Here is an 18,489-nt window from a genome sequence, read left to right on the forward strand (position 1 = left end):
GACAAGTCTACGTCTGGTCCATCACGCCCAGGCTCGTGACCTTCTGTTCCAGGTGCCACTGCAGATGTGCCCTGGTCAGACGGTGTGCGACGGCGCCGAGGTGCGGGGCTTGCGCGACGATCCCCAGCGCTGCCGGCCAGTGCGCGTTGTTGAGCAGCCACATCAGGTGCAGCGACTCCTCCGGCACCTCCGCCGAACCGGGCGGACGGCACTGCACGCACGCCGCCCCACCCACCGCCGGGTGGAAGGCGTGGTGCGGGCCCGGGGCCCCGCACTGGGCGCAGTCGAAGAGGCTCGGGGCCCAGCCGGCGTGCGTCATCCCCTGCAGCAGGAAGGCGTCGAGCACCACCGTCGGATGCGCGGTGGTCTGCATGCGGGCGAGGGTCTCGGTGAGGTGGTCGAAGAGCCACGGGTCCCCCTCGTGGGCGAGCCGCTCCGCCGTCTCGAGCGCCGCGCAGGCCGCGGTGTAGCGCTCGTAGTTGTCGATGATCCCGCTGCCGTAGAACGCCACCGTGTCCGCCCCCGTGATGGACTCCAGGTTGCGGCCCGGGTAGAGCTGCACGTCGATGTCCACGAAGTGCTGCAGCCGCGACCCGAAACGCGACTTCGCGCGCCGCACCCCCTTAGCGACGCCGCGCTTCACCCCGTGACTCCGGGTCAGCAGCACGATGATGCGGTCGGCCTCGCCGAAGTCATGGGTCCGCACCACCAGGGCGCGGTCCCGGTACGGCTGGGCACGCACCTAGAACCCCAGTCGGCCCAGGGACTTCGGGTCGGACTGCCAGTTCTTCAGCACCTTCAGGCGCAGGTCCAGGTACACGTTCCGGCCCAGCAGCCGGTTGATCTCCAGGCGCGAGTTGTGGATGATCCGGCCGAGACGACGCCCGTCACGCCCCTGGATGATGGCCTTCTGGCCCTCCCGCTCCAGGTAGATGATGGCGTGGATGGTGGTCCTGCCCTCGTCGTCGTAGATCTCGTCCACCTCGACCGCCACCGAGTGCGGCAGCTCGTCCTTGAGGCCGCTCAGCGCCGCCTCCCGGATGAGCTCGGAGATGCGCTTCTCCGTCTCCTCGTCGGTGACGTGGTCGTCCGGGTAGAACTTCGGGCCCTCGGGGAGGAGGGACGTGATGACGTCGAGAAGCACGTCCACCTGGGTGCCGTCCTGCGCGGAGACCGGCACCACCTCGGACTCGCCGCCGAGCAGCTCGTGCAGCGCGAGCAGCTGCGCCCCGACCTGGTCCTTCGAGGCCTTGTCCAGCTTGGTCACGATGCCGACGATCGGGGTGTCCGGCACCACCTTGCGCAGGTTCTCCAGGATCCAGCGGTCGCCGGGGCCGATCTTCTCGTCCGCCGGGACCGTGAAACCGATGAGGTCGACGTCCGCGTAGGTGTCCTTGACCATCTCGTTGAGCCGCTCACCCAGCAGCGTCCGCGGCTTGTGCAGACCCGGGGTGTCCACGACCACGATCTGCGCGTCCTCCCGGTGGACGAGACCGCGGATCGGGTGACGCGTGGTCTCCGGCTGGTTGGCGGTGATGGCGATCTTCTCCCCCACCAGTGCGTTGGTGAGGGTGGACTTGCCGGTGTTGGGCCGGCCGACGAAGCTGACGAAACCGGAACGGAAACCTTCCGGGGTGTCGGTGAATGAGCTGATGGGGACTCCTCGGTCCTGGGGAATGGTGGTGTCCAGATTACCTGACCTGCGTGACCTCGAACTGCATCCGCGGGTGCGCGTAGGCGTCCTGGGACTCGATGAGCAGCAGCTCGCGGGAATCAGCACGGTAGGTGTTCTCGACGAGGTCGAAGACGGAGGAGGCCGTCTTCGCCAGCGCGTCGGCGGCGTCGCCGGTGGAGACGTAGTGGCCGGTGAACAGCGCGGCGGTGACGTCACCGGAGCCGTTGCGCTTGAAGGGCAGGTACGGGGTGCGGACGATCCAGGCACCCTGGTCATTGACCACCAGCATCTCGATGGTGTCGGCCGGACGGTCCGGACGCTCCACCGAGGTGACCAGCACCGTCGACGGGCCCATCCCGCGGGCGACGTCCACCGCCTCGAGGGTGGACTCCAGGCAGGTGGCCTCCCGGCCCGTGAGGTAGCCCAGCTCGAACTGGTTCGGGGTGATGATGTCCGCGACCGGGACGACCCGGTCACGCAGCAGCGGCGGGATGAGGTCGGAGACGTGGCAGCCGGAGCGGGCGTTGCCCATCACCGGGTCGCAGGCGTACACGGCCTGCGGGTTCGCCGCCTTGACCTTCGCCACGGCGTCGATGATGACGTCCGCGATCTCCGCGCCACCCTGGTAGCCGGAGAGCACCGCGTCGACCTCGCCGAGCACACCGCGCTCCTCGATGCCCGTGATGATCTCCGCGACCTCGGAGGCCGGGATCATCGGACCCCGCCACGCGCCGTAACCGGTGTGGTTGGAGAAGTTGACGGTGTACACCGGCCACACCTCGTGCCCCAGACGCTGGAGCGGGAAGACGGCCGCGGAGTTGCCGACGTGGCCGTACGCCACGGAGGACTGGATCGAGAGGATGTTCACGCCCGTCATTGTGCTCCCCCAGGAGGGGAAAAACAATCAGCTGGCGTCGTCGCCCTCGGTGGGACGCTCCAGCACCTCCACCACGACCGACCGCACACGCATACGGCCGCGGCGGTCCCGCCCGCCCTCGGCGGTGAGGCGCAGCCCGCAGGACTCCACCGTCGCCCCCGGCAGGGGCACGCGCCCCAGCTCGTAGCCGATGAGACCGGCGACCGACTCGACCTGGTCCTCGATCTCCTCGGTGAACTCGACGTCGATGTCGTGGTCGTCGTGGATCTCGTCGACGAGGTCCTCCAGCGACAGGCGCGAGACCGCCCGGTAGGTGCGCGGACCGATCTTCTCGATCGGCGCGACCTCGGCGACGTCGTACTCGTCGGCGATCTCACCGACGATCTCCTCGAGGATGTCCTCCATGGTGATCAGACCGGCGATGCCGCCGTACTCGTCCACGAGCATGGCCATGTGGATCTTGTCGCGCTGCATCTCGTGGAGCAGCTCGTCGAGGTTCTTCGAGTCGGGCACGAAGGTCGGCGGACGCATGACCTCGGTCACCGCCACGGACGCCCCGCCGTCGGTGAGGTGGTACGTGTGGCGCACCAGGTCCTTGATGTAGACGATGCCCAGGATGTCGTCGATGTTCTCACCCACGACCGGCACGCGCGAATGACCGGAACGCACACACAGCGTGGTGGCCTGGCCGGCGTGCTTGCCCTCCTCGATCCAGATCATCTCGGTGCGCGGCACCATGACCTGCCGGGCGGTGGTCGACGCGAGGTCGAACACCGACTGGATCATGCGGCGCTCCTCGATCTCCACGATGCCGTGCTCCTGGGCGATGTCCACCATCTCCCGGAGCTCCACCTCCGTGGCGTAGGGGCCGTCCCGGAAACCACTGCCCGGGGCGATGAGGTTGCCCACCCAGATGAGCACCCGCGACACCGGGCCGAGGACGAAGGCCGTGCCCTGCAGCACCATCGCCGAACGCAGGGAGACCGAGTACGGGTTCTTGCGGCCCATCGTCCGGCCGAAGACACCGACCACGGCGTACGTGAACAGGGCGACCGCCACGATGGCGATCGTGATGGCCCACGCGTCCGAGGCGATGAGCTCCCTCGCCAGGGCGGCGGCGAAGACGGCCGCGGTGGCGTCGAGAAGCGTCTTGAGCAGGATGAGCAGGTTGATGTTGTCCGCGCGGTGCTCCACGACCTTGAGCAGCGAACGCGCGCCGGCGACCTCGTCCTTCACCATGCCCTCGACGCGGGCGCGGGAGATGGAGCTGACGGCGGACTCGACGGTGCCGACCAGGCCCGACAGAGCCAACGCCAGCAGCGTCACCCCGCCGAACCAGATGACCTCCATCTCCATCAGGCGTCACCGGCGGGTTCGCCGATGGCCGGGATGCCGCCCCCGGGGACGATGTCGTCGAGGGCCTCCCGGTCCGCGGCGGAGGGGAAGGCCTGCGCGCCGCTCGGCTTCGGCTGGTACTCGACGCCGCGGCGGGCCACGTCGTCGTACCAGTCGGCGAGCAGCTCATTCTGCAGGGCGAACATCTCCTGCTCCTCGGCCGGGGTGGCGTGGTCGTAGCCCAGCAGGTGCAGGCAGCCGTGCACGGTGAGCAGCGCCAGCTCGTGGTCGAGGCCGTGCCCCGCGGCGGTCGCCTGCTTCGCGGCGAACTCCGGGCACAGCACGATGTCACCGAGCAGCGCCGGGCCGGGGTGCTTCGAGTCGGGTCGGCCCCCGAGGGCGGTGCCGGAACCCGGGGTGAGCTCGTCCATCGGGAAGGTCATCACGTCGGTGGGGCCGTCCAGGTCGAGCCAGCGCACGTGGAGGTCCGTGATCGTCTTCAGGTCGACGATGTGGATGGACGCCTCCGCATCGGGGTGGATGTCCATCTCGCCGAGGGCGAAGGAGGCGACGTCGATGAGCATCTCCTCGTTGACGCCCGCGTACCCGGATTCGTTGAAGACCTCGATGCTCATGACTGCACTTTCTCCTCGTAGGTGTCGTAGGCGTCGACGATGCGGCCGACGAGTGAGTGACGGACGACGTCCCTGCTCGACAGCTCCGCGAAGTGGATGCCCTCCACCCCGCGGAGGATGTGGCGGACCAGACGCAGGCCCGACTTCTGGCCGGTCGGCAGGTCCACCTGTGTGATGTCCCCGGTGACGATCATCTTGGACCCGAAGCCCAGGCGGGTGAGGAACATCTTCATCTGCGCGGGCGTCGTGTTCTGGGCCTCGTCGAGGATGACGAAGGCGTCGTTGAGGGTGCGGCCACGCATGTACGCCAGCGGGGCGACCTCGATGACACCGGCCTCCATGAGCTTGGGGATCATCTCCGGGTCGAGCATGTCACGCAGCGCGTCGTAGAGCGGACGCAGGTAGGGGTCGATCTTGTCGCTCAGGGTGCCCGGCAGGAAGCCGAGCTTCTCCCCGGCCTCGACGGCGGGGCGGGTGAGGATGATGCGGGTGACCTGCTTCGACTGCAGCGCCTGCACGGCCTTCGCCACCGCCAGGTAGGTCTTGCCGGAGCCGGCGGGGCCGACGCCGAAGACGATGGTGTGCTCGTCGATCGCGTCAACGTACTCCTTCTGCCCCAGGGTCTTGGGGCGGACGGTCTTGCCGCGGCGGGAGACGATGTCGCTGGCCAGGACCTCGGCGACGGACTGCGGGGCCTCGACGGTGACGATCGACACCGCGTGCTTCACCGAGTCCGGGGAGATGACGTGCCCGCGGCGGGCGATCGACTCCAGCTCCTCGAGCACCTTCACCGCGCGGGCGACCTCATGGTCCGGTCCGGTGACGGTGACGAGGTGTCCGCGGGCGTGGAAGTCCGCGTTGATCTGGTTGTCGAGGACCCGCAGGTTCCCGTCGTTGACGCCGAGCACCGACTGGGCGTACGCCGAATCGAGCTCGACCTTCCTCGTGATGACCTCTGCTGCCACGGAGTACGGCGCCTGCTTTCTTCTCGAAACGTTTAGGGGAACTCTACCAGCGGCCCGTGAGCACTCCGATGGCCGACAGGGCCACCATCGACGCACTCGCCGTGCGCAGTACCTCGGGGCCCAGTTTCACGGCCCGCGCCCCCGCGTCGGTGAGCTTCGCCAGCTCCTCCGGGCCGATGCCGCCCTCGGGTCCGACGATGAGCACGAGCTCGTCGACGTCGAGGTCGATCTCCCGCAGCGGGGTCGCCGACTCCTCGTGGAGGACCAGCGCGGGACGCCCGGCGATGAGCTCGGCCAGCTGCGCCGTGGTCACCGGCTCCCGGACCGTCGGGATGCGGGTCCGGCGCGACTGCTTCGCCGCCGCCAGCGCCGCCGCCTCCCACTTGGCCACACCCTTGGCGGCCTTCGGTCCGACCCACTTAGCGACGCAGCGCTCCGCCTGCCACGGCACGATCTCATCGGCCCCGGCCTGCGTCGCCAGGTCGACGGCCAGCTCGGAGCGGTCCGCCTTGGGCAGGGCCTGCACGACGGTCACCGCCGGACGCGGCTGCGTGTCGACGCCCACCTCCTCCACCTCCCCCGTCAGCTCCTCCCTGCCACGGGTGGCGGTGACGGTGACGGTGGCGTGGGTCCCGCGGCCGTCGACGAGCATGATCTGCTCGCCGGGCTGGATCCTCTTGACGGTGACCGCGTGCCGCCCCTCCGGGCCGGCCAGAGTGACCGTCCCCTCGAAGGGGCCGGGGTGGACGAAGACGGGCAGACTCATCGGTTACGGAACTTGCTCTTCAGCCGGGAGAAGAAGCCGCCGTCATCCTCGCCCTCGCGGTTGACGCGGGAGGACTCGTTGCGGTGCGCGCGGATCTGCTCGAGGAGCTCGCGGGTGCGGTCGTCGAGCTCGGTGGGGATGAACACCTGGACGTGGGCGTAGAGGTCGCCGCGCCCCTCGGTGCGCAGGTGCGGCATGCCCTCGCCGACGAGGTGGATCTGATCGGAGGGCTGGGTGCCGGCCGGGATGTCGATGATGAGGTCCTCGCCCTTGAGGTCCTCGAGGGTGACCTGCGCCCCCAGGGCGGCGTCGACGGCCGGGACGCGGACGGTGACGTGCAGGTTGTCCCCCTCCCGGTGGAACACCGGGTGCGGACGGGTGGAGACCTCCACGTAGAGGTCACCGGCCGGGCCACCACCGTGGCCGACCTCGCCCTGCCCCGCCATGCGGATGCGCATGCCGTTGCTGATGCCGGCCGGGACGTTGACCACCAGGTCACGGCGCTTCTTCACGCGACCACCACCGGAGCAGCGGGTGCAGGGGTCCTGGATGATCTCGCCGTAGCCGTCACACGCCGGGCAGGGACGCGAGGTCATGATGTTGCCCAGGAAGGAACGCTGCATCTCCTGCACCTCACCCTGACCGTGGCACTGGCCACAGGTGACGGGCTTCGACCGGGACTCCGAACCGGAGCCCGCGCAGTGGTCGCACACCACGGCGGTGTCGACGGTGATGTCCTTCTTCACACCCGCGAAAGCCTCCTCGAGGGTGATCGAGGCCCGCAGCAGGGCGTCATTACCCGGCTGGACACGGGACCGCGGACCACGGGCCCCGCCCGCGCCGCCACCGAAGAAGGCCTCGAAGATGTCACCGAAGCCGCCACCCCCGCCGAAGCCGCCCGGCATGCCGCCGTTGCCCTGCTCCATCGGGTCGCCGCCCATGTCGACGATCCGCCGCTTCTCGGGGTCGGTGAGCACCTCATGCGCCACCGACGCCTCACGGAACTTCTCCGCCGCCTCCTCCGAGGGGTTCACGTCCGGGTGGTACTTGCGGGCGAGCCGGCGGTAGGCCTTCTTGATCTCCGCGTCGGTCGCCGACTTCTCGACACCCAGAATTCCGTAATAATCACGAGCCACGATGAGACTGATTCCTTCTTGACTGTTGGATAACCGAATGAATTCTACTCGCCGGCGAGCACACGGCTGACATACCGTGCAACGGCCGACACCTTCGAGATTGTTCCCGGGTAGTCCATGAACGTCGGACCCACCACCCCGAGCCCGCCGAGGGCGTGCCCGTCGGAGCCGTAGGCCGTCGCGACGATCGAGGCGTCGTGCAGGTCCTCGTCCTCGTTCTCCTCACCGATGAGCACGCTGACGTTGCCCAGGTCCGGCACGTTGGTGAGCAGCTTGAGCACCGTCACCTGCTCCTCCAGCGCCTCGATCACACCCGGCAGACCGAGGGTGAGGTTGGAGGCGCCGGCCAGGATGAGCCGGTCGGCGGGCTGCTCCACCAGGGTCTCGATGAGGCGCGTCGCCGACCGCGTCAGGGCGTGACTGATCCGGGCCGGCGGGTTCTCCGCCAGCTCCTCCAGGCTCGTCGAGCCCTCCGTGAGGGTCCGGTCCACGAGCGCCCCGTTGAGCAGGTCACGCAGGAGGATGACACCCTCCGCGTCGATGGCCTCCTCGAGTTCGACGTTGCGCTGATCGACCCGCCCGGTGTCGGTGATGAGCACCAGCAGCAGGCGCGTCGGGCCGAGCGCCACCACCTCGACGTGCTTCACGCGGGAGACCTTGAGGTTGGGCAGCTGGATCACGGCGGCCTGGCGGGTGAGCTGCGCCAGCAGGGTGACGGAACGGCGCAGGACGTCCTCCAGGTCGACGCCGTCCTCGAGGAAGGTGAGGATCGCCCGCCGCTCGGCCGCGGACAGCGGCTTGAGGTCGTGGATGTGGTCCACGAACTGGCGGTAGCCCTTCTCCGTGGGGATGCGCCCCGAGCTGGCGTGCTGCTGCACGATGAAGCCCTCGGACTCGAGCACCGCCATGTCGTTGCGGATCGTCGCACTCGACACCTGGAGCTGGTGCCGCTCCAGCAGGGCCTTCGACCCCACGGGCTCCTGGGAGGCGATGTAGTCGGCCACGATGGCACGCAGCACCTCCTGCCGACGCCTGTCCGTCGCACTCGTCATCTGGCACTCACCTCCCTTGATTGCCAGCATTATATGCCTAAACACCCCGTATCGGGAATGCCGGCGACTGGCCTCCGGCGATCCCGGGAATTACATTTGTCCGAACAACCCGTCCGCATTCCCGCAGAGAACCAGAGGCCCCATGTCCCACCGCCACGACGAACCCCTGCTGGCCAACCCGTTCGACCCGCCGTCGATCCCGGCCGCGGTCGTCCCCACGGAGACCCCGGAGCGGTCCTCCCGGTCGCGGATGGTCGCCGTGATCCTGGGCATCTTCCTCGGCGTCCTCGGTGCGCACAACCTCTACCTCGGGTACCGCCGGAACGGCGTGGCCCAGCTCCTGCTGTGGGGCGCCACCCTCCTCTTCGAGGGCACGACCCTGGGCACCCTGGGCGTGCTCGTCCTCATCGGCTGGGTCCTCGCCGACCTCGCCCGACTGGTCCTCCGGTCCGGGAAATTCCTCCTCGACGGCCACGGACGACCCCTCCGCTGAACCTTCCCCCCGCCAGCCGCCCGCCCCCGAAGAACAGCGTGGAGCCGACACATCTGCTCTACTTGGTGGGTAGAACTGCGCACGACCCTGACCCTCCGGAGCCCCGATGTCCAACCCCTTCGCCCCTCACGGCGGACAGCCCTCGCCTGATCCCGCCCCCACCCCCGGGTCCCGTTCCGGAGAGCAGAGCCCGTTCGCAGCGCCCGCCCCCTCCCCCTCCCCGGGTTCCCAGGGGTGGGGTGCCGCCCCGGACACCGACCTCCCGGTGGCTCTCCCTCCCGGACCCACCACCGCAACCACCGGCCCCTGGCACTTCGTCAGCGCGGCGGCGGTCACCGCGGTGCTGAGCATCGTCCTCGGGCTGGCCGCCTGGCTGGGGTCCACCGCCACGGAGCCGCTCTGGCTGACGCTCTCCGGTCTGGGCTGGTTCACCGCCGGCATCGTCACCTTCATCCTCCTGGGGCTGCACATCCAGGCGGACACGAAGCGCCAGGCGGCGGGCCTCTACGTCTCCAATCCCACCCAGACCCTCCTGTACCGGGCGGCGCTGGGTGTCGGGGCGGTCGGTGTCCTCATCAACGCAGTGGAGATCGCACTGTGGTTCGGCAAGGCCTACGGAGGTTAGAAGGAATGAAGACCACACCCGCTCTCCGTCTGCTGGCGGCCACCGCCACCACGGCCCTCGCCGTCGGCCTCGCCGCCCCGGGCACCGCCCAGGACCTGTCACCGCGTGCGCAGGACAGTCTCGACGACTTCGGCTCCTGCCTGGCGACCACCAAGAGGGCCGACATCCTCTTCGTCCTCGACGAGTCCGGTTCCCTCTCCGGGCAGGGGGCGACCGCGCCCACCGACCCGGAGCACGTCCGCGTGGAGGCCACCCGGGACCTCGTCCGGCAGTTCCAGACCCTGGCCGAGGACCTCGACGCCGACATCAACGTCAAACTCGCCGGCTTCGGCCAGCACTACCGCTCCGACCCGGCCGTGTACGGCGGGTGGACGTCGGTGCAGGGGGGCGTCGAGAAGCTGTCGTCCCAGATCGACGGTTTCCGGGACCGCGCCAACGACGGGTACACCACCTACGGGGCAGCCTTCGACGGCATGCTCCAGGAGTTCGCCCGCCACTCCGACGCCGGCGCCTGCAAGGCCACCCTGTTCTTCACCGACGGCATGCTCACCGTGGAGGGCCCGCCCGAGGCGGACGCCGCCGCCCGCGCCGCCGTGTGCGCGGAGGGCAGCCCCGTCGGCATGCTGCGCCGCGCCGACATCCGGCTCTTCTCCGTCGGCCTGATCCCCACCGACTCCGACACCCCCGAGGAGCTGCTGCGCAACATCTCCGAGGAGGACAGCTGCGTCCCTGGCACCACCGCGAACGGCGCCTTCTTCAACGCCGGCACAGACGCCGCCGCCCTGTTCTCCGCGTTCCGCAACATCATCCCGGCACCGGGTTCGGCGGGCGCCACGCAGGGCATCCACGAGCCCTTCCCCTTTGTGCTGGACGACACCGTCGCCCCGGTCCGCATCTCCGCGCAGCCGACCTCGCGTTTCGACGCCGCCACCATCACCCCCGTCCTCACCGCCCCGGACGGGCAGACCCTCGACCTCGTCCCGGGTGAGCACCAGCTCGGGGACACCACCGTCACCGTCACCGGCGTCGACAGCCTGCCCGGCATGTTCGACGGCACGATGACCCTCAACGACGGCGGCACCTGGGCGGGCCGGTGGCAGCTGGGTTACCGCGTCGACGGCGACGCCCCCGGCGACTACGCCGCCTCCGTCCAGATCTCCCCCGGCCTGCACCTGCGGGTCGCGGAACTCGCCGAGGGCGGCCACACCGGCCTGGCCAGCACCGATCATCTGCACGTCAGCCTCCTGCGCGCCAGCGGGGAACAGGCCGTCCTGGCGGGCACCGCCGACCTCACCGCCGTGCTCACCGCCCCCGACGGCACCGAGACCGTCCTCGGTGCCCCGCAGTCCATCGCCGGGGGCACGGCCGTCGTGCCGCTCGACGCCGTCGACCGTCCCCTCACCGGGGAGCTGACGCTGCGCGCCGACATCACCACCCAGGGCGTCGACGACGCCCCCGGCACCCCCCTCACCCCGATCCAGGTGACCCACGGCATCACCGTCACCCCGGTGAACATGCCGCGCATCCCGGGAGAGATCAACGTCGACCTCGAGGAACGCGACACCACCTTCACCATCCCGGTCTCCGGGCCGGGTGCGGTGTGGATCGAGGAGGGCGAACTCGCCGGCGGCGACTCCCTGCTGCCCGCCGGCGTCGACAGCCTGCAGCTGAGCTCCCCGCACAACTCCGCCGCGACGGCCCTGCAGCTCGCGGAGGGCGAGTCCGGGGAGCTGGAGGTCACCGTCTCCACGCCCGCGCTTGCCGACGGCCCCGTGTCCCTCCTCCCCATCCTCCACCTGATCTCCGCGGAGGGCGACGCCGACGAGGCCGTCTCCGTGCCCCTCAACGGCTCCATGCGCGCCCCGGTCAGCGCCCCGGTCTTCGGCCTCGCCCTCGGCCTGGCGCTGCTGCTGGCCCTGCTCATCCCGCTGGGCCTGCTCTACCTGCTCAAGTACTTGACCGGCACCATCCCGCGGAACCCCGGCCTGCACGCCCTGGCCGTCCCGGTGCAGACGGAGAACGGCCGCCTCCTGCGCACCGACACCGGCGGCGACTTCCGGGTCACCTACGACGAGATCATCAACTCCACCCCCCGACTCGTCCACAACGGCCGCTCCCTCACTGCGGCGGGCCGCCCCCTGCAGGTCGCGCTCGGCTGGAACCCCTTCGGCCCCGCCCGCGTCAGCCTCCCCGGCGCCGCGGTCACCGACCGGGGGGACACCACCCTGCCGCTCGCGGTGCACAACCACTGGTACGCGGAGGCGACCCCCGGCGCAGCGGACCACGGGCACATCATCCTGCTCGTCGACGAGTTCATCACCCGCGACAAGCTCGACGCCCTGGTCTCCGAGATCGCCGCCGAGGGACCCGACCGTCTACGGCGGGCGCTCGACCTCACCGACGAGGAGCCCCCGGCACCGGACACCCCGACCTCCCCCACCACCCCGACCGGTGAGGGGTGGGGCGCCCCCTCCCCCACCCGCGACACCGGCTGGGGACCGGACACCGGTCAGGCCCCCGGCTGGGGCCCACCCACCGGCCACACCCCCTAACACACACGAACAACGAGAAGAGGATCCACGTTGAAGAAGTTCCTGGTAGTCGGATGTGGCGGTTCCGGAGCCAAAACACAGGCCTACATGATGGACCAGCTCAAGGCGATGCTGCGCAGCGTCGACCCGAGCATCACGCGTCTGCCGAAGGCCTGGCAGTTCGTCACCATCGACGTCGCCGGACAGCCCGAACCGGGCCCCTCCGGCCTGGCCAACGTCCCGGAGAACGGCGGACGCTACATCAGCATCGGCTCGGACCAGCAGTACGCCACCTTCGACGCCGGCGTCTCCGCCAGCCTGGGTGCCAAGGGGGCCCTCGGTGAGATCGCCACGTGGGCGCCGCGCCAGCCGGAGCGCATCACCACCCCGATCTCGGACGGTGCGGGCCAGTACCGCGGTCTCGGCCGCATGCTCACCATCAACTCCCTGCGCAAGATCCGCTCCGGCCTCAACCAGGCCCTCTCGGAGCTCTTCGACGCCGACACCGACTCCGAGATCAACGCCCTGAGCGAGAAGCTCACGGGACGTCGGCAGGATCTGTCGGCCTCCACCCCGATCATCCTGGTCCTGTCCTCCATGGCCGGTGGTGCCGGTGCCTCGATGTTCGTGGACGTCTGCCGCGCGCTGTCCACCCTGCCCAACGGTGACCCGAAGAACACCGCCGTGTTCATGTACACCCCCGAGATCTTCGAGACCCTCGCCGACTCCGCCGTCGTGGGCACCTGGCCGAACTCGCTGGCCATGTTCGGTGAGGCACTCGCCGCCCAGACGGGCGCCGCCACCGCCAGCGACCAGGCCCTCTTCCGCGCCGCCGGCATCGAGTCGCTCGGCAGCCACCAGACCTTCGCCCGCCTCTTCCCGCTGGGTGCCCGGATGGGCGCGCAGGGCACCGTCTTCGGCGACGGCACCCCGGACACCATCTACCGGGGCGTCGGCCGCGCCCTCGCCGCGCTCATGGCCTCCGAGGAGGCGTCGAACTCCTTCGCCTCCTACCTGCTGGCGAACACCGGTTCCCCGGACGCCGACCGTTCCTTCCTCGGCTGGGGCGACCGGGAGAAGCTGCCGTGGGACGTCATGCCCTGGGCCACCTGGGGCTACGCCCAGCTGAGCATGGGCCGTGACCGTTACGCCGAGTACTCCGCGCAGCGCCTGGCGAAGACCGCCTTCGAGCGTCTGCTCCGCGGGCACCTCGACCCCGCCAACCCGGCCACCGGTGAGGAGCAGCTCCAGGCCCGCCTCGCCGAGCGCTTCCCCCGGATCCTCACCCGCCTGCAGCTGGACCCCCGCTTCGGCCAGGCCACCCCGAACAGCGACAACCTGCGGGGGTGGCTGGCCCAGGTCTTCGAGAAGTACGGCAACCCGGCCACCGTCTCGGCGTCCGCCCTGGTGCACAAGAGCCTGCCCAACCACGAGGGCATGAAGTCCCAGGACTTCGCGCAGCTCATCCGCGCCCGCCTCGCCGACCCCCGCCTCAACGAGACCGTCTCCGCCCAGCTCTCCGACGCCGCCTACGCCGCCGTCCACGAGTTCGCCGACGCCCTGACCGATGCCCTCATCAGCATGTCCGAGGACGAGCTCGCCGCCCACGGCGTGCCCTACCTGGAGGCCGTGCTCGGGCACCTGCGGGACCTCTACACCCAGCGGGTCATCCAGCCGATGCAGACCCTGCTCAACGAGAACCGCGGCCGCACGGCCCTGGCCACCCCGCAGGGGCTGGACCAGTACCTCTCCCCGCTCAGCGGCCGCGGCAACGTCACCCAGGTGGGCAAGCTCCTCGACGACATCGCCGCCCTGTACCGCCCGCAGCTCTTCGACTACTTCCTCGTCAGAGTCGCCGCGAAGCTGGAGCCCGTCCTGGAGGACTTCGTCCGCACGGTGATCGGCCGTCTGGACAAGGAACTGCGTTCCGCGCACACCACCCTCGAGCTGGCGGACAGCAGCGCCCGGGCACGCACCAACCTCGCCGACGTCGCCACGAATGAGCCGGTCGCCTGGCCGAACGACAACGACGAGCGCATCGCCGACCGTTTCAAGGGCTCGCAGAACGAGATCCTCATCACCGAGGTCGAGTCCTTCCCACGCGACTACGAGGCGCACCTCCTGCAGACCATCCAGGTCGACGACCCGGGTGTCTTCGACTACCGGGAGGCCACGAAGGTGGCGGCCCGGGCGGTGATCGTCGGCAAGTGGAACACGCAGGCCGCGGAGAGGGCTCCCGCCGACACCCTGGCCCCGCGCCCGGTGGAGGGCCGGACCGGCGGCAACCGGGCCGGCTGGATCTCCAAGCACCTCCTCAAGTCCCCCACGGGTGGTGAGATCCGGGAGTCCCGCCCCGCCCAGTTCCGGGCCCGCATCCGCCCGGCCGACCTCCTGGAGCGCTCCCGCGCCTGGATCGCCCGCCCGAACGACCACTTCTCCAACTTCATCTCCGCTGACCTGCGCAGCTACATGACCGAGTCGACGATCAACGACATCGAGGCGAACAACCGGATGACGCGCCTGCGGGCCGCCTTCAACGAGGCGCTCAGCCAGGCCCGCCCGCTCGCCGCCGTCGACGCCAACCTGGTCTCCACGATCCACAACCGCCCCGACCTCTCGCGGTTCACCTTCTCCGAGATCCCGCTCAAGGACACCCGCGCGGGCGACGCCCTCAAGGAGATCCTCGACGCCAAGACCAACCTCGACGACACCACGCTCGGTGAGTTCAGCAAGGTCCTCAGCCTCGGTGAGAAGGTCCGCCACATCGACGTGTTCGGCTCCTACCCGAACTACTCGCCGCTGGTCTTCAGCTCCCTGCTCGCCCCGATCTCCCGGGCGTGGGCCAGCCGCAAGGGTCAGGAGGGCTTCTGGACGCTGCGTCGTTCCCGCCCCCTGCCGGCCGCACTGCCGCTGTCTGACGACGAGCGACGCGCCATGGTCGCCGGCTGGATCATCGGCGTCACCACCGGCCAGATCCACATCTCGAACCCGAACACCCCGCAGGCGGCCGCCCACATCTTCGACCGGGACTCCCAGACCTGGGTCGACTTCCCGTCGCCGATGCTCACCCCGCCTTCCGCCATGCAGGCCGCCATCGACTGGATGCCCGCCGTCATCGAGTCCGTGCTGCTGGCCTACGCCAACGTCGCGCTCAGCGACTCACAGGGTCGCCAGGGCAGCTCCCTGCGCCCGTACCACCTCCTGCGTGGCATCTACGACGACAACCCCTCCGGCCCGACCACCGGTGGAGTGGTCAACCACCCGGTCGTCTCCCACCTGGCGGAGTTCCTCCGCACGGGTGAGCGTCCCTCGCAGCAGGCCCTGGGCGCGGACATCGACGAGCGCCACGGGCTGCTGCGTGAGGCCCTCCTCCGCTCGCACAGCAACGCGCAGACCTTCGTGGCCGACAACCGCTCCGTGCTCCCCGGTTCGCAGACCGAGGAGAAGCCGTGGGCCACGGTCACCAGCCGTGAGTACGCCAAGAAGATGCCCCTCTACCGCGACCTGGCCCCTGATGTCATCGCGGTCACCGAGGACCTGCTCGGCCGCCTCGAGGAGGCCCGACAGCAGGCGGAGGCCCCGGTCGGCTTCGATCCCTTCCCGGGCGCGGTCCAGCCTGACCCGACCCGCCAGGCGTCCAGCGGCCCACAGCTGCCCGACTTCGGTGGGGGTCTGATCTGATGCTGCCCAACGTGATGTTCTTCGGTTCGGGGGCGATCTCCGACCAGATCCGCGCCCGACTGCAGGATCTGGCCGCGATGTCGCTCATCCGCTCCTTCGCGTGGGTGGATCCGCGCCTGGGAGCCGACCGCCCGGCCGTCCGCCTGTGCCGCCCCGACGGTTCCCTCCTGTCGGTCGTCACCCTCGACGAGGCCCTGCGGGACCTCGACGGCAACATCCTCCTCGTCGCCCTGGACCCGCTGAGTCGGGACTCCGCGACGGAGTTCGACATGTCCGCCGTACAGCGGTGGACCACCGCGATCGACGCCCGCGTGCCCGGCACGAACCCGCGCGTGCGGGTCCTGCTGCCGCGCCTGCCGCTGGACACCCTCGTCCCCGCCCCGGAGATGGGCTGGTCGACGGTGGCGATCGCGCCCGAGGACTCCGACGCCCCGACCTCGTCGGTCACCCCGGTCAACCGTGCCGACGACCCCCACGCCGTCGCCGAGCTGGCGGCCGCCACCCTGGCGACTCTCACCGGCCTGTGGCGTTCCGCCGAGCACGCGCCGCTTCTCGACGCCCACGGCCGCGCCGTCTCCACCGGCGACGAGCACACGTTCCGCCTGGTGCGCGCCTACCACCGCACGATCGACGCCTCCGAGATCGAGTCGCAGGTCCGCGAGCAGGTCTTCGACGTCACCGGCCAGCTGCCGCTGCCGATGGTCGAGGACGGCCGCCAGGCGGTGCGCATGCCCGACCCGGCGGTCACCGGCGGGCAGGCCGCGGACGCTCTCATCAACCGCTACCGCGACTCCCTCCTCACCCCGCCCCGACAGCTGCAGACCGCCGAGACCCTCCGCCCCTCCGCCTGGGCGGCGCTGAGGAAGTTCCTCGGGGAGTTCTTCCGGGCGTCGGTGGGCACCCCGAAGGACTGGAAGCACGCGCAGGGGCACGCCCTCAACGCGGCGATCGCCAAGGCCGTGCAGAACACCCTGTACGGGCAGGGCGCCTCCGTCGACATCGTGTGCGGCACCTACCGCGGACGTTTCAACGACCCGGGGCTCTTCGAGCTCACCTCCGCCACCGCCGACCTCAAGCGGGACGCCCGCAGCCGCGGCCTCAACATCGAGGACCCGCCGAGCCTCCCGGACCTGTGGAACGGCTACCGTCGCGTCGCGCTCATGCTCGTCGACGGCACCAACTACCTCGGTGACACCTTCGACGCCCCCCGCGACAACCAGCACAACCCGGCGATCGTGGAACAGGGCTGGATGTCGGTGCCGGACCCCGCCGACCGTTTCGAGGGCTACCACCCGCAGCTCACGGACATCCTCGGTCTGCAGCCCGCCGACGCCGTCATCAGCCCCTACGACTCCCACCATGCGCGCGTGTACAGCGAGGGACTGGATTTCGCGGTGACGCAGACCTCGGACCGTAACGTCCTGGCCCTGCGCGACCGCTTCCGGGAGTGGTCCGAGCGCATGTCGACGTCCTTCGCATGGCAGACCGGCGAACGCCTCATGCAGATGCTGGGGCAGGCCCAGCAGAACGCACACAAGTGGCGCGACGTGCACCAGGGGATCAGCTCCGCCCTCCGGGGCTACGAGGGCCGCGACTACGATTCGGAGAACCGCCGCCTCACCCGTGTGCTGCGTCTGTTCACCGCCCTGTGGGTGCTGCTCATGATCCTCATCGGCTACCTCACCCTGAGCCACTACCAGCCGAAGTACCGGTTCGCGGACTGGATGACGGGCATCGACTGGCGCTGGGCACTGCTGTCGGTGTTCCTCACGACGGTGGTCATCATGGGCACCCAGATGTTCATCTTCGCCCGCGCCCGCCGGGGGATCCTCGACGACCTCAACCAGATGCGTCTCCTGGTGGCCAACGAGGAGATCTCCCGTCTCAACTCCAACGCCGCCGTCAACGACGTCGAACGTCTCGCGCAGTCGTACCACCAGTTCCTGTCCTGGTCGACGCTGCTCGGCAAGGCCATCGCGCAGCCGCTGGGACGTGTGGACCACGACCACGGCGCCGTCACCATCCCGACGTCCGGCCTGCCCCGCACCACCCGCCTGGGACGGGCGGTCCTGCCGCCGGAGGAACTGCAGCGGATGGTCAATGACCTGCGCCATGCCGTCTTCCCCCGCGACTGGGCGGACCGCGCCCTCAACCAGCTTGTCGACGACGCTGCCCGGGAACTCCAGCACGTCGACGGCACCCGCATCGCCTCGGTCAACGAGCTGCACGGGCAGGCGGGCACCGGCTCCCGTTCCGCGCTGGACAAGCTGTCCTCCCTCGTCGCGTCGGGGGCGGCGGACGACCGCAGCCACTCCGACGAGGCGTGGGCGGAGGCCATCAGCAGCCACGGCATGGCCTCCCGTTTCGATCAGCGTGACATCGCCATCGAGATGTACCGCGACGGCGACCGCGTCACCGTCTCCCGGGACGCCTTCCGCGCCGACCTGACCGCGACGAACGGCATCCCGCACTTCTCCAACCGTTCCCTCAACTACGAGGGCGTCAACGCCGGCGCCACCGCGGTGGACCCCGCGATCGGCGGCGTCCTCCACTCCCCCGCCGACACCCGCGCCGCCGGCACCCTGACCAGTTCGGTCAGTGTCATCCAGTACGGCAACTTCACCCGCCTGGAGAACCTGTCCGCGAGGACCACCCCGGGCCCGCAGGACGACACCACGACCCCCGACTGGGACTCCCTGATCTAGGACCACATCCACC

General features: G+C 70.0%; 14 protein-coding genes. 5 read left to right on the forward strand and 9 right to left on the reverse strand.

What is annotated here, in order from left to right; all coding sequences use genetic code 11:
- Positions 1-7 precede the first annotated feature (7 nt).
- From recO to hrcA, 9 genes are read right to left on the reverse strand one after another with little or no spacing between them, the layout of a single operon-like run.
- Positions 8-742: a DNA repair protein RecO gene (recO, locus tag B842_RS09590; RefSeq protein ID WP_040086372.1), complete on the reverse strand. Its 735-nt coding sequence runs from the start codon at positions 740-742 to the stop codon at positions 8-10.
- Positions 743-1,654: a GTPase Era gene (era, locus tag B842_RS09595; RefSeq protein WP_040087554.1), complete on the reverse strand. Its 912-nt coding sequence runs from the start codon at positions 1,652-1,654 to the stop codon at positions 743-745.
- 37 nt (positions 1,655-1,691) lie between these two features.
- Positions 1,692-2,543, reverse strand: a complete 852-nt coding sequence (pdxY, locus tag B842_RS09600; protein WP_040087555.1) for a pyridoxal kinase PdxY — start codon at positions 2,541-2,543, stop codon at positions 1,692-1,694.
- Between the two features lie 36 nt (positions 2,544-2,579).
- Complete coding sequence (locus B842_RS09605) at positions 2,580-3,902, reverse strand: hemolysin family protein (RefSeq protein ID WP_040087557.1); 1,323 nt, start codon at positions 3,900-3,902, stop codon at positions 2,580-2,582.
- A gap of 5 nt (positions 3,903-3,907) precedes the next feature.
- Positions 3,908-4,522, reverse strand: a complete 615-nt coding sequence (gene ybeY / locus B842_RS09610; RefSeq protein WP_040086373.1) for an rRNA maturation RNase YbeY — start codon at positions 4,520-4,522, stop codon at positions 3,908-3,910.
- The gene (locus B842_RS09615) at positions 4,519-5,487 is read right to left on the reverse strand and encodes a PhoH family protein (RefSeq protein WP_040086375.1); all 969 of its coding nucleotides are present in this window, start codon (positions 5,485-5,487) and stop codon (positions 4,519-4,521) included. The genes ybeY and B842_RS09615 overlap by 4 nt, the downstream gene beginning before the upstream one ends.
- A gap of 43 nt (positions 5,488-5,530) precedes the next feature.
- Positions 5,531-6,253 (reverse strand): 16S rRNA (uracil(1498)-N(3))-methyltransferase, encoded by a 723-nt coding sequence (locus B842_RS09620; protein ID WP_040086376.1) that lies wholly within the window; start codon positions 6,251-6,253, stop codon positions 5,531-5,533.
- Positions 6,250-7,389, reverse strand: a complete 1,140-nt coding sequence (gene dnaJ, locus B842_RS09625) for a molecular chaperone DnaJ (RefSeq protein WP_040086378.1) — start codon at positions 7,387-7,389, stop codon at positions 6,250-6,252. The genes B842_RS09620 and dnaJ overlap by 4 nt, the downstream gene beginning before the upstream one ends.
- 44 nt (positions 7,390-7,433) lie before the next feature.
- A complete protein-coding gene (gene hrcA, locus B842_RS09630) occupies positions 7,434-8,441 on the reverse strand; it encodes a heat-inducible transcriptional repressor HrcA (RefSeq protein ID WP_040086379.1) in 1,008 nt (335 codons plus the stop codon).
- Positions 8,442-8,583: 142 nt separating this feature from the next.
- Here hrcA and B842_RS09635 point away from each other — a divergent pair, with 142 nt between their 5' ends.
- The 5 genes from B842_RS09635 (at position 8,584) to B842_RS09655 (ending at position 18,476) form a co-directional block, all read left to right on the forward strand.
- On the forward strand, positions 8,584-8,934 hold the full coding sequence (locus B842_RS09635; protein WP_052437869.1) for a TM2 domain-containing protein: 351 nt from the start codon (positions 8,584-8,586) through the stop codon (positions 8,932-8,934).
- Positions 8,935-9,040: 106 nt separating this feature from the next.
- Complete coding sequence (locus B842_RS09640) at positions 9,041-9,559, forward strand: hypothetical protein (RefSeq protein ID WP_040086380.1); 519 nt, start codon at positions 9,041-9,043, stop codon at positions 9,557-9,559.
- Between the two features lie 5 nt (positions 9,560-9,564).
- Positions 9,565-12,111: a vWA domain-containing protein gene (locus B842_RS09645; RefSeq protein ID WP_052437870.1), complete on the forward strand. Its 2,547-nt coding sequence runs from the start codon at positions 9,565-9,567 to the stop codon at positions 12,109-12,111.
- A 30-nt stretch (positions 12,112-12,141) separates the two neighbouring features.
- Positions 12,142-15,771 (forward strand): tubulin-like doman-containing protein, encoded by a 3,630-nt coding sequence (locus B842_RS09650; RefSeq protein ID WP_040086381.1) that lies wholly within the window; start codon positions 12,142-12,144, stop codon positions 15,769-15,771.
- On the forward strand, positions 15,771-18,476 hold the full coding sequence (locus B842_RS09655) for a hypothetical protein (RefSeq protein WP_052437871.1): 2,706 nt from the start codon (positions 15,771-15,773) through the stop codon (positions 18,474-18,476). The genes B842_RS09650 and B842_RS09655 overlap by 1 nt, the downstream gene beginning before the upstream one ends.
- Positions 18,477-18,489 lie beyond the last annotated feature (13 nt).

This window comes from Corynebacterium humireducens NBRC 106098 = DSM 45392 (assembly GCF_000819445.1).
Lineage (GTDB): Bacteria > Actinomycetota > Actinomycetes > Mycobacteriales > Mycobacteriaceae > Corynebacterium > Corynebacterium humireducens.

Bases quoted from the DNA above. Each gene is read 5' to 3' on its own strand.
- B842_RS09605 (WP_040087557.1), bottom strand. From the start codon at position 3,902: ATGGAGGTCATCTGGTTCGGCGGGGTGACGCTGCTGGCGTTGGCTCTG.
- ybeY (WP_040086373.1), bottom strand. From the start codon at position 4,522: ATGAGCATCGAGGTCTTCAACGAATCCGGGTACGCGGGCGTCAACGAG.
- B842_RS09620 (WP_040086376.1), bottom strand. From the start codon at position 6,253: ATGAGTCTGCCCGTCTTCGTCCACCCCGGCCCCTTCGAGGGGACGGTC.
- hrcA (WP_040086379.1), bottom strand. From the start codon at position 8,441: ATGACGAGTGCGACGGACAGGCGTCGGCAGGAGGTGCTGCGTGCCATC.
- B842_RS09635 (WP_052437869.1), top strand. From the start codon at position 8,584: ATGTCCCACCGCCACGACGAACCCCTGCTGGCCAACCCGTTCGACCCG.
- B842_RS09640 (WP_040086380.1), top strand. From the start codon at position 9,041: ATGTCCAACCCCTTCGCCCCTCACGGCGGACAGCCCTCGCCTGATCCC.
- B842_RS09645 (WP_052437870.1), top strand. From the start codon at position 9,565: ATGAAGACCACACCCGCTCTCCGTCTGCTGGCGGCCACCGCCACCACG.
- B842_RS09655 (WP_052437871.1), top strand. From the start codon at position 15,771: ATGCTGCCCAACGTGATGTTCTTCGGTTCGGGGGCGATCTCCGACCAG.